Below are 10579 nucleotides of genomic sequence, written 5' to 3' on the forward strand. Positions count from 1 at the left end.
TTTTTCTATCTTCTAATTGCCTGATACCCAAGGCAATTTAAGAAGTATTTCTGACATGGAGGTGGTGCAATGAAAAAGGTGAATCCGGTCGTAGAGCGCTCCAGAGCGCGCCTGGCCCCATTGGGACCAATAGAGTCCCGCACCCAGTTTGGGGGGTATGCTCTGGCTGTCGAAAGTGTGGTTTTTGCCTTAATTAATCAAGACGAACTCTATCTGCGGGCCAGTGAACCGCTGCGCGAATACATTACCGATCGCCCGCTGCAACCGTTGATTTTTCGCAAGCGGGGAAAACTGGTCAGCCTCAATTACTTTCGGGTTGATGAGGCCTTATGGCGCGATTCTGACCATCTGCTGGCGCTCTCTGCTGCCTCATTAGAGACGGCGCAGCTGGAGTTGCAGGACAGGCAAGCGTCTCCGCGGCTGAAAGATTTGCCTAATCTCAGTGTACGCATGGAGATGATGCTCTTTGAGGCGGGCGTAATGAGCGTCAATCATCTCTACCAGATAGGGGCCAAGCAGTGCTGGCTGAAGCTGAAAGCGATCAACCAGCACGTGGGATTTCAGACATTACTGGCGCTGCAAGGGGCTATTACGGGCCGCCATGCGGCTGCGCTGCCGCAGGCAACCCGGGCGGAGTTGAATGCATGGTTCCAGCGCACGCTTTTATCACACCCGGACTTCAGAAGTAGTGAAAGCTAGTCAGTAATGAGCGTGCGGCGCAGGCGAGCCACATCCGGCATTAATGCCACCAACAGACCGAGTTGCTGGAGCACCAGCGGCGCACGCGTATCTGCATCTGCAGCCAGCTGGCTGATTCGCTGAGCCAGTTGCTGGCGCATCAGTTCAACATGTTTATCGCTGACCACGTCCGTCTGAAGCACATCCTCGACATAGCAAACCGTATCATCCAGTAAGGCGAGCAGGTCCGGCGCTGTAATTTTATCGCGGTGAGCGCCCAGCGCGGAAATGTAGCTCAGAAATGAGTGATTGGAGCAGAGCAATTGAAAAGCTGAATCACGCAGTTTCTGGCTGGTACGACTTTCACTGCTCATGTTTGAGACGACAGACGCCAGTTCAGCATCCGCATTATGTGCATCACGGCGGGCAATACGATAGGCAAGCCGGTTATCTTTACCCTGGTGATATTGCTCCATGATGGCATCCAGATAACGACAGTTCGCTTTCAGCGTTCGCTCTGCCACAGCTGGCAGCTGACGAAAGCGCCAGTCAGGCCAGATAAAGGCGACAGCCAGCCAGGCCAGACCACAACCGAGTAAGGTATCCACGACACGGGGCAGCGCGACTTCAAACCCTTCACCTAACAGGTTAAAGCAAAGCAGCACCAGCAGAGTGATAAACAGCGTAGCCTGCGCATACTGCACCTGCCTGAAAGCGAAGAACAGCACGCCGGTAATCACTATCAGGATTAACTGCCCTTCAATGGAGGGTACCAGCCATAAAACGGGTAAACCGATCGCAATCCCCGCCAGCGTTCCGCCGATGCGCAAGGCAAGGCGTCGCTGCGTGGCGTTATAGTTGGGCTGGCACACAAACAGGCTGGTCAGCAAAATCCAGTATCCCCGCTCCAGTCCGGTTATCTGAATGAAGCCGTATCCAATACAGAGCACCACTGACATGCGAACCGCATGCCTGAACAGTGCCGACGCGGGAGAGAGATGGCGGCTGAAGCGCAGCCGGATATCACTCCAGCCACTCAACCCTTCACGTGACAGCAGATTGTCACTGTGCTGCGGATCTTCACCGGCCAGCGTCTGCTCTGACTCAATGGATGCGAGCTGTGCGTCAATGGCACGCAGGTTACGTAGCAGCCAGAATAGCGCGCGGGTATGTGGCGCCTCAGGCTCATGTTGCTCAAGTCGTTCAATCGCTTTCTGCAATCGTTCAAACGCACGTTCAAAGCGGCTGTCATGCACCCATCTTTCACGCATCAGGATGCAGTGTGCCAGCTGGCGACAGGCTTGCGCCTGCATATTCAGCAGACGCTGAAAGCGAAACAGAATTTCGTTATAGCGCCAGTCGCCGCGCAGCAGGTGATATTGCAGATGAGAGGAGCTGGCGCGTTCATGAATATCCTGCGCCACAAAGTAGTAGTGCAGACTGCGACGGGTGCCGCGCGATCCGCGATCGCCGCGCAGACGGCTCTGCAGCGTGGTTTTGGTCAGATTGAGCTGCGCCACTAACTGGCTGTTGACCATTGCCGCATCAATAAACGCAGCATCATCCTGCTCGCCCGCATCAGGATCGAACAGATTCGCCTTTGCATCAAGGTAGCGGGCCAGTTGTGAAAAGCTTCCCGCCAGCTGTTCCTGTACCGGTCGGACCGGGAACATCAGATGACCCAGCAGGGTCAGAAGGTTATACCAGAGAGCGCCGACCAGCAGCAGCATTGGCTGCATGTACCACTGGCTGAACAGCCCGATGCCGAGCATGGTATAGACCGCAATCAGCAGCGCACCAAAAGCGATAGTGGCGTAGCGCTGCCCCAGAGCACCCAGCAGAATAAAGCCCCAGGTCGAAATCGCCAGCCCGACCATAAAGGCGAACGGCCAGGGAAACAGCAGCTCTACGGAAACCGAGGCGATGCAGAAGCAGAGCAGGGTAATCAGCAGATTCTTCAGACGTCCGGCCAGACGATCATCAAGATCGGCCAGCGCAGCCGCGACCACCCCCAGCGTCAGAGGAATCGTCCACTCAATCTGATGCAGCCACCAGGGGATGGCAGCGCAGCCACTCAGGGCAAACAGGATCCGCAGCAGATAGCGCCACGTACTGTTAAACAGATATTTTCGCCAGCCAGGCACTGCATCAGACATCATATTAATAGCGGCGGGCATTGGCGTCGCGCGCAGCACGCGCCTCTTCTACTGACACCACCCGGCGTCCAACCGGCCAGAGCGCAATAGCGGCGATCTTAAAGTTTGCAATCCCTGTCGGAATACCGATGATGCTGATGCACTGCACAATGCCCACGGAAATATGCGAAAGGCAGAGCCACCAGCCGAAGAAAATCAGCCAGAAGATGTTCAGAAAGGTGCCGCCGGTATTCAGAATATGACTCTTACTTTCAGGACGCAGCACATCGACATGCACCGCCTCGTTGCCAAACGGCAGCAGCGAGAGTTTAGTGATTTCCCAGCAGGAGCGGGTCAGCGGCAGGGTAAAAACCAGCACGACGCTGATCAATGTGGCAAACAGCCAGCTCAGGGTGGTGAAAAAGCCGCCCAGAACAAAATTCAGAATATTTAAAACGGTGCGCATGATCTTCTTTTCCTTTTGCATTCCGCAAGATGTGACGCCAAGTTTAGCCTGTTTTAAGGCTGGAGCGCCAAGGGTCTGACAGGTAAACTCCCCCTAATCCTCTTATCTGACGTTGGTGTCGGCGTGGAACTGAAAGCAACTTCAATGGGCAAACGGCTTGCTCAGCATCCTTATAACCGTGTTCGTCTGCTGGCAGCGGGTGTCGAAGTCAGTGGCGATAAGCATGAGTATCTGATCCCCTTTAACCAGTTACTTAATATCGCCTGCAAGCGTGGGCTGGTATGGGGCGAGCTGGAATTTTTGCTGGACGATGAAAAAGTGGTCCGGCTGCACGGAACGGAATGGCAGGAGACGCAGCGCTTTCACCACTATCTGATGCAGGCCTGGCAGAACTGGAGTCTGGAGATGAGCACGGTGTGCCGCGAGGTACTCCAGTCACTGCGCGACGAAATCGGGACGTTTGGCGCGCAGGATCGCTGGCTGAATCGCCACGAGCTGCAGGCGCTGAAGATAAAAATTCTCAAACAGTTCGACGCGTTACCGATGCCGCTCACCCGCTTAAACGATTTTCCTGACTGCCGTGATAGCCTGGCATTTTGCCAGCACTGGCTGGATCAGGGTGAGTTGGCTCTGCGGCAGCGAAACCGTGACTGGACTAACGCTATGCTGACCCGCTATCAGTCGTTCTTTGCCAGCGTCGAGAGCACGCCACTCAATCAATCGCAGTGTGAGGCGGTGGTTAATGGCGAGGATTCTCTGCTGGTACTGGCTGGTGCGGGCAGCGGTAAAACCTCGGTGCTGGTGGCCCGTGCAGGCTGGTTAATGGAGCGCAGACTGGCCAGCGCCGATCAAATTCTGTTGCTGGCATTTGGCCGCCAGGCTGCTGAAGAGATGAACGCACGTATTCAGTCCCGGCTCTCTGCGGGTGACATCCAGGCAAAGACTTTCCATTCTCTGGCTCTGCATATTATTCGTGAAGGGAGCAATAAGCAGCCGGTTATCAGCAAGCTGGAGAGCGATGCGGATGCACGTCGCACGCTGCTACTCAGGGAGTGGCGGCAGCAGTGCCACGAGAAAAAGGCGATGGCAAACGGCTGGCGTCAGTGGCTCTGTGACGAACTGGCGTGGGAGTTACCGGAAGGGCCATTCTGGGAGGACGAGAGGCTGGCAAACCGGCTGGCGTCACGTCTGGAGCGCTGGCTCGGTCTGATGCGCATGCATGGCGGTGCGCAGGCAGCGATGATCGCCGACGTGCCGGAAGAGATTCGGGATCGCTTCAGTAAACGCATCAAACTGATGGCACCCCTGCTGAAAGCGTGGAAAAGCGCGCTGAAAGAAGAGGGCGCGGTCGATTTCTCGGGACTCATTCACCAGGCGATTGCCATTCTGGAAAAAGGACGCTTTATCAGTCCGTGGAAACACATTCTGGTGGATGAATTCCAGGATATCTCGCCTCAGCGTGCCGCATTGCTCAGCGCACTACGCCAGCAGAATAAGCGCACCGCGCTGTTTGCTGTCGGCGATGACTGGCAGGCTATCTACCGCTTCAGCGGCGCAGAGATGACGCTGACCACCGCATTTCATCACTACTTCGGTGAGGGCGATCGGTGCGTGCTGGACACCACCTACCGCTTTAATGATCGCATCGGTGACATTGCGAACCGGTTTATCCAGCAGAATCCGCAGCAGCTGGCAAAACCGCTGAACAGCGTCACCAAAGGCAATAAAAAGTCGATTTCGCTGCTGGCGGAGGATCAGCTGGAAGCCCTGCTGAACAAACTCAGCGGTTATGCGAAGCCTGAAGAGCGGATTCTGCTACTGGCGCGCTATCACTATCTGCGACCGGAACTGCTCGATAAAGCCAGAACCCGCTGGCCGAAACTTAATCTGGAATTTATGACAATCCATGCCAGCAAAGGTCAGCAGGCGGATTACGTTATTTTGCTGGGATTGCAGCAGGGCAAAGAGGGTTTCCCGGCGGAAGTACGTGAGTCGATTATCGAACAGGGCCTGTTACCGCAGCCCGAAGCGTTTCCGGATGCCGAAGAGCGCCGTCTGGCCTATGTGGCGCTGACGCGAGCGCGCCAGCAGGTTTTTCTGATGTTTGATAAGGCCGCGCCGTCACCGTTTGTTGATCACTTCCGCGAACTGGGCGTTCCTGTGCTGCGTAAAGCCTGAGTTATTTCAGACGATCGGCCAGATAGCGCTGATAGTCAGGAATCATAATCTCAACGTTTTGGGCAAACAGTGGCGACTGAATAATAAAATCCGCTGTGGAGCGGTTCGTGGCGACCGGGATATTCCAGACGGTCGCCAGACGCAGCAGGGCTTTTACATCCGGATCGTGCGGCACGGCGTTGAGTGGATCCCAGAAAAAAATCAGCGCATCAATTTTACCTTCCGAGATCAGCGCACCTACCTGCTGATCGCCGCCCATGGGGCCGCTCAGCATAGCTGTCACATTCAGACCGGTATTACGATTGATCAGGTTTCCGGTGGTGCCGGTCGCATAGAGGATGTGTGGTTCAAGTGCGGGCTGGTTTTGTTTAATCCATTCAAGCAGAGCGGCTTTACAGTGGTCATGGGCGACCAGCGCGATATGTTTTGTGGTGCCAAGGGTACGAAAAGTCTGTTCCATAAAGGCGTCCTGATAAGGCTCATGCGCAAGAAGAGAGAGCACGAGTGTACCTCTGGCCCTTCAACGCTATCAACTCGTACGTAACATTTTGACCAGGGTCAGTAATTGCTGACGCGTGGCTTCGTCGAAGCGGTGAAACCAGCGATGCAGCGAGGGCAGTTCGGCCTGCGTTGTCCAGTCCAGATCGGCGGTGAGGCGGGAAGAAGAGGGCGTAGCAGAAGCGGAATTTGCAAACCGGGGTACAGAGGCAATCTGATGGGTGCGATTGTAATTCAGCATCGCTTTTTCCATATCAGCTGTCGCGGTTGCTGGCAAGTGGTCACGCACGCTGGTTATCTCATTGCCTTTCTCATCCACCAACTGAAAATTCAGACTGCGGTCAAAATGATAACGCTCACGTTTTGTCTCCAGCGCCGGCAACCGGATAGTGATGGTTTTGGCCACGGCAGTAAAGGTAACGATCATCGGTGCAGACTGATAAGCGATCACACTCTCTTTCTGCCCTTCACGCTGCTGCTCTACCCGAAACAGAAACTGATGCTGACCGCTATCCAGCTCTAAGCTGTCTGCTCCTTTGAGGAACGAGCCTGAAATTTTTCGGCCATCCAGCACCAGCATATCGATTTGGGGATCGAGCTTTAGTGTGATGGCAGAACAGGACGCCGAAACAAGGAGTGTAAGTAACCCCGTTAAGGCCAGCGACAGCTTCATTTCAACTCCGGTAAGTGGTGACGCAAAGGATGGCGTGTAGCAAATTCTTACATTATGGCAGCTAATTTACATTTAAACATATTTATTCGTGCGCGGGTTCAATTAATTTCGTCAGGGACTTAACTGTTAAAGCATGCGTCAAACTACACTCAACACTGACCTGAAAGGAGATAAAGATGAACGACCAGACAATTCGCGATGTGCTGACGCGTACCCAACGTATCGCCTTAGTAGGGGCAAGCGATCGTCCCGACCGTCCCAGTTATGGTGTGATGAAATATCTGCTCGATCAGGGCTATGACGTGATCCCGGTCAGCCCGAAACTGGCCGGTAAAACCCTGCTGGGGCAGCAGGCTTATGGCAGCCTGGCGGATGTACCGGGCGAGATTGATATGGTAGATGTCTTCCGCAATTCAGAAGCCGCATGGGGCGTAGCGCAGGAAGCCATTGCTGCAGGTGCAAAAACATTATGGCTGCAGCTGGGTGTGATTAATGAGCAGGCGGCGGTACTGGCACAGGATGCGGGTATGACGGTGATTATGGATCGCTGCCCGAAGATTGAAATTCCGCGTCTGGGGATAACGCGTTAAAAAATTAGCGTGGCGGCAGAGCGTGCCGCCACAGATTAATGCCGCAGATGCGGTGCCTGTAATTGCTGACGTACTGACGCCGCCAGCTCATCCATTGATGGCTGCTCAGGATGCTCAATGCTGGTTTCACCGGACAGCTGAATTTCGGCAACATAGGTATGAACCTGATCGCCTTCCTCATCTTCCATCACCACATGATACCAGGGTGCGGTGCGCATTTTCTCTTCCGCGCCAACATCTTCAATTTTAGGTGCATCTAACGAGTATTCAGGATCGACATCGACGATAACGCCCAGTACGCCGGACAGACGATGACGAACCTGCTGACCAATACCAAATTTACTGGCAATCATAGTGACCTCCGAAAAAAAGCTCTCTTTCCAATATGGGGGCAGGAGCTGATTTTTCAAGTCACATCACGCGGCAGGCGAAACCTTTCAGATAGAGACCTTCCGGATAGCTGGCGATGACCGGATGATCCGCTGCCTGCCGGAACTGCTCAATAAACTGCACTTCGCGACCAGCATCCAGTGCGGCATCGGCAATGATCTTCTGGAACAGATCGGTGGCCATCAGACCGGAACAGGAGAACGTCAGCAGCACGCCGCCCGGGTTAAGTAGCTGAATGGCGAGCATATTAATATCTTTATAGCCGCGGCAGGCACCCATTAACTGGCTTTTGTTTTCGACAAACTTTGGCGGATCCATGATGATCAGATCAAATTTTTCCCCGTTGTCACGATAACGGCGCAGCAATTTGAATACATCATCACGTTCAAAGTGCGCGCGGGAAAGATCCAGCTCATTCAGTTCAACGTTCTGACGGGCAACGTCCAGCGCTTCCTGTGAGGTATCCACGCTGATCACTTCTTTACAGCCGCCCATCAATGCAGAAACCGCGAAGCCGCCAGTATAAGAGAAGCAGTTAAGCACGCGGGCATCCTGCGCGTAACGACGCGTGGCAAGACGGCTGTCACGCTGATCAAGGTAATAGCCGGTTTTATGACCGCCCTGAATATCAACCAGCAGCTTCATGCCATGCTCGGTAATCGGCAGCAGAGGCGGGGGAAGTTCACCGGTGACGGTGCCCTGCGTCAGTTCCAGGCCCTCTTTCTTACGAACAGCGACGTCAGAGCGGTCATAGATGGCACAGCCAGGGAAGCACTGTTGCAGGGCAGTGATGATCGCCGCGCGCTGATATTCCGCACCTGCTGAAAGCAGCTGAAGTACTAAAAAGTTGCCAAAGCGATCAATGGTAACGCCCGGTAAACCATCTGATTCACCGGCGATCAGGCGATAGCTATCCAGACCATCGCGGGCCGCCAGCCATTTGCGCCACTGCTGCGCCTGTTCAAAACGGCGGACAAAGAAGGCGATATCGATGGATTCATCGGCCTGCCAGCTCCAGACGCGGGCGCGGATCTGCGACTCGGGTGAATAAGCGGCACGCGCCAGCCATTTACCGTTGCTGTCACACACGTCAATGGTTTCACCCAGTTGCGCTTTACCTTCCAGACGTGCAACGGCTCCTGAAAAGACCCATGGATGGCGACGGAGCAGGGACTTTTCACGTCCCTTTGCGAGAATCAATCTGACTGTCATAGTTTGCTATGCTTACCTGAAAAAATGAGGCGCCATTGTCCGGTGGATAACGGGAAATTGCAACGAACAGCAGCAGGAGAGAATCATGTCAGCAGCCTGTTTTAAAGCATGGGTTCATGGCCGCGTCCAGGGCGTTGGGTTTCGCTACAGTACGCAGGCTGAAGCCAGAACCCTGGGCGTACTGGGGTACGCGCGAAATCTGGATGACGGCAGCGTCGAGGTGCTGGCCTGGGGCGAGGCGGATCAGGTTGAAGCGCTGATTGCCTGGATTAAAGCGGGCGGACCTCGCAGTGCGCGCGTGGATAAGGTGCTGGTGGAGCCACATCGGCCCGCAGAACCGCCCCGCGATTTCAAAACCGGTTAATTACAGACATTTCGCCGGTTTAGGCAGACCGGCGATTTTCGTCGCCTGTTTAGCGGGTCCTTCCGGGAAGAGGCGAAACAGGTAGCGGCTGTTGCCTTTCTCTTCCCCATACTTCTGCGCCATTGCCTTTACCAGCATTCGCACGGCGGGTGAGGTGTTAAATTCCAGATAAAACGCGCGCACAAAATGGACCACCTCCCAGTGCGCTTCAGTCATAGTAAGCCCTTCCTGTTCCGCGATGTGCGCCGCCAGCGCCTCACTCCAGTCGGCAGTATGCTTCAGATAGCCTTCGGCATCGACGGCGATTTCGTTACCGTTAAAATTCACGTGATGTCCTCTCTGTAAATGACGGCGCAGTTTAGCAAACCTGGCGGGCAGTAAAAGCAAAAACCCCGCCGAAGCGGGGTTTCAAAGGGTGACTGTCACTGCCGGTTAGTTGCTGCGGGCAAAACCCAGCAGGCTCAGCAGACTGACGAAGATGTTATAGAGCGAAACATAGAGGCTGACCGTCGCCCGGATGTAGTTGGTTTCGCCACCCTGGATGATGTTGCTGGTCTCCCACAAAATGGCACCAGCGGAGAACAGGATGAACAGGGCGCTGATAGCCAGATGCAACGCAGGCAGCTGCAGGAAGATATTCGCGACCACCGCCACCAGCAGCACCACAAAACCAGCCATCATCATGCCGCCCAGGAAAGACATATCACGACGGGTAGTCAGCACGTAGGCAGAACAGCAGAAGAACACCAGCGCCGTACCACCCAGTGCCAGCGCGATCACGTCGCCCATGCCTGCGGTCAGGAACGAACTCAGGATAGGACCCAGGCAATATCCCAGGAAGCCGGTGAAAGCAAACGCGGCCAGAATCCCCATCGGGCTGTTTGCCAGACGGTAGGTTAAAAACATCAGGCCATAGAAGCCGACCAGCATCAGGATCAGACCAGGCGCAGGCAGGGCCAGCAGGGTGCTGGCTGTCGCCGTCACCGCGGAAAAGGCCAGGGTCAGCCCCAGCAGAAAATAGGTATTGCGCAGAACTCTGTGCGTTGACAGCAGTGAAGACTGCGATGAGGTGACAATTCTTTCCATGTTGCGCTCCTTTAAGCAGAACACTAAATATGTGCCGAGAATACGCAGGCCATTAAAGAGGGAAAAGGCGTTTTACCCTTCTTTACGCGCTATTCTGCTAATTGTTTGAGCAGAGTGGCGGTTTTCACAGCGAAAAATCACAATCTGGCTGTTTTTCAGGCGAATAGACAGATAGACGCTTTACATCGCTAAACGGGATGTTTATAGTGCGCGTCATTGCGGAGGGGTGGCCGAGCGGCTTAAGGCAGCGGTCTTGAAAACCGCCGATGGGAAACCATCCGAGAGTTCGAATCTCTCCTCCTCCGCCAC

General features: G+C 54.7%; 12 protein-coding genes and 1 tRNA gene. 5 read left to right on the plus strand and 8 right to left on the minus strand.

Annotated features, from left to right (window positions below):
• The first annotated feature begins 69 nt into the window (after window positions 1-69).
• Window positions 70-699: a TfoX/Sxy family DNA transformation protein gene (locus N1689_RS02735; protein WP_161735656.1), complete on the plus strand. Its 630-nt coding sequence runs from the start codon at window positions 70-72 to the stop codon at window positions 697-699.
• On the opposite strand, the gene yccS is transcribed toward N1689_RS02735, so the two are convergent.
• Both yccS and N1689_RS02745 read right to left on the minus strand, forming a co-directional pair.
• Entirely contained in the window at window positions 696-2855 is a 2160-nt protein-coding gene (gene yccS / locus N1689_RS02740; protein WP_253422138.1) for a YccS family putative transporter, read from the minus strand. The genes N1689_RS02735 and yccS overlap by 4 nt on opposite strands.
• Entirely contained in the window at window positions 2839-3279 is a 441-nt protein-coding gene (locus N1689_RS02745; RefSeq protein WP_161735652.1) for a YccF domain-containing protein, read from the minus strand. The genes yccS and N1689_RS02745 overlap by 17 nt, the downstream gene beginning before the upstream one ends.
• Before the next feature lie 123 nt (window positions 3280-3402).
• On the opposite strand from N1689_RS02745, the gene helD reads away from it, so the two are divergent.
• Entirely contained in the window at window positions 3403-5457 is a 2055-nt protein-coding gene (gene helD, locus N1689_RS02750; RefSeq protein WP_260057811.1) for a DNA helicase IV, read from the plus strand.
• 1 nt (window position 5458) lies between these two features.
• Here the strand turns inward: helD and mgsA are convergent, their stop codons facing one another.
• Entirely contained in the window at window positions 5459-5917 is a 459-nt protein-coding gene (gene mgsA, locus N1689_RS02755; protein WP_161736446.1) for a methylglyoxal synthase, read from the minus strand.
• 69 nt (window positions 5918-5986) lie between these two features.
• Complete coding sequence (locus N1689_RS02760) at window positions 5987-6628, minus strand: DUF2057 family protein (RefSeq protein ID WP_161736445.1); 642 nt, start codon at window positions 6626-6628, stop codon at window positions 5987-5989.
• Window positions 6629-6804: 176 nt separating this feature from the next.
• On the opposite strand from N1689_RS02760, the gene N1689_RS02765 reads away from it, so the two are divergent.
• Complete coding sequence (locus N1689_RS02765; RefSeq protein WP_150009839.1) at window positions 6805-7218, plus strand: CoA-binding protein; 414 nt, start codon at window positions 6805-6807, stop codon at window positions 7216-7218.
• A gap of 35 nt (window positions 7219-7253) precedes the next feature.
• Here N1689_RS02765 and hspQ read toward each other — a convergent pair whose 3' ends face one another.
• Together hspQ and rlmI are read right to left on the minus strand one after the other, a co-directional pair.
• Window positions 7254-7571, minus strand: a complete 318-nt coding sequence (gene hspQ / locus N1689_RS02770; protein ID WP_161736444.1) for a heat shock protein HspQ — start codon at window positions 7569-7571, stop codon at window positions 7254-7256.
• Window positions 7572-7629: 58 nt separating this feature from the next.
• Window positions 7630-8820, minus strand: a complete 1191-nt coding sequence (gene rlmI, locus N1689_RS02775) for a 23S rRNA (cytosine(1962)-C(5))-methyltransferase RlmI (protein ID WP_260057816.1) — start codon at window positions 8818-8820, stop codon at window positions 7630-7632.
• 85 nt (window positions 8821-8905) lie between these two features.
• On the opposite strand from rlmI, the gene yccX reads away from it, so the two are divergent.
• Window positions 8906-9184 carry an acylphosphatase gene (gene yccX, locus N1689_RS02780; RefSeq protein ID WP_260057817.1) on the plus strand — a complete coding sequence of 93 codons (279 nt, stop codon included), beginning with the start codon at window positions 8906-8908 and terminating at the stop codon, window positions 9182-9184.
• On the opposite strand, the gene tusE is transcribed toward yccX, so the two are convergent.
• Both tusE and yccA read right to left on the minus strand, forming a co-directional pair.
• On the minus strand, window positions 9185-9511 hold the full coding sequence (tusE, locus tag N1689_RS02785; RefSeq protein ID WP_161736441.1) for a sulfurtransferase TusE: 327 nt from the start codon (window positions 9509-9511) through the stop codon (window positions 9185-9187). It abuts the gene before it with no gap.
• Between the two features lie 105 nt (window positions 9512-9616).
• Complete coding sequence (gene yccA / locus N1689_RS02790) at window positions 9617-10270, minus strand: FtsH protease modulator YccA (protein ID WP_090962424.1); 654 nt, start codon at window positions 10268-10270, stop codon at window positions 9617-9619.
• 220 nt (window positions 10271-10490) lie between these two features.
• Here yccA and N1689_RS02795 point away from each other — a divergent pair.
• Window positions 10491-10578 (plus strand) — tRNA-Ser (locus N1689_RS02795).
• Window position 10579 lies beyond the last annotated feature (1 nt).

This window comes from Pantoea sp. XY16 (genome assembly GCF_025153065.1).
Taxonomy (GTDB): domain Bacteria; phylum Pseudomonadota; class Gammaproteobacteria; order Enterobacterales; family Enterobacteriaceae; genus Pantoea; species Pantoea alfalfae.

Coding starts and splice junctions, on each gene's coding strand:
- hspQ (WP_161736444.1), bottom strand. CDS start 7,571: ATGATTGCCAGTAAATTTGGTATTGGTCAGCAGGTTCGTCATCGTCTG.
- N1689_RS02745 (WP_161735652.1), bottom strand. CDS start 3,279: ATGCGCACCGTTTTAAATATTCTGAATTTTGTTCTGGGCGGCTTTTTC.
- N1689_RS02735 (WP_161735656.1), top strand. CDS start 70: ATGAAAAAGGTGAATCCGGTCGTAGAGCGCTCCAGAGCGCGCCTGGCC.
- mgsA (WP_161736446.1), bottom strand. CDS start 5,917: ATGGAACAGACTTTTCGTACCCTTGGCACCACAAAACATATCGCGCTG.
- rlmI (WP_260057816.1), bottom strand. CDS start 8,820: ATGACAGTCAGATTGATTCTCGCAAAGGGACGTGAAAAGTCCCTGCTC.
- yccA (WP_090962424.1), bottom strand. CDS start 10,270: ATGGAAAGAATTGTCACCTCATCGCAGTCTTCACTGCTGTCAACGCAC.
- N1689_RS02760 (WP_161736445.1), bottom strand. CDS start 6,628: ATGAAGCTGTCGCTGGCCTTAACGGGGTTACTTACACTCCTTGTTTCG.
- yccX (WP_260057817.1), top strand. CDS start 8,906: ATGTCAGCAGCCTGTTTTAAAGCATGGGTTCATGGCCGCGTCCAGGGC.
- yccS (WP_253422138.1), bottom strand. CDS start 2,855: ATGCCCGCCGCTATTAATATGATGTCTGATGCAGTGCCTGGCTGGCGA.
- N1689_RS02765 (WP_150009839.1), top strand. CDS start 6,805: ATGAACGACCAGACAATTCGCGATGTGCTGACGCGTACCCAACGTATC.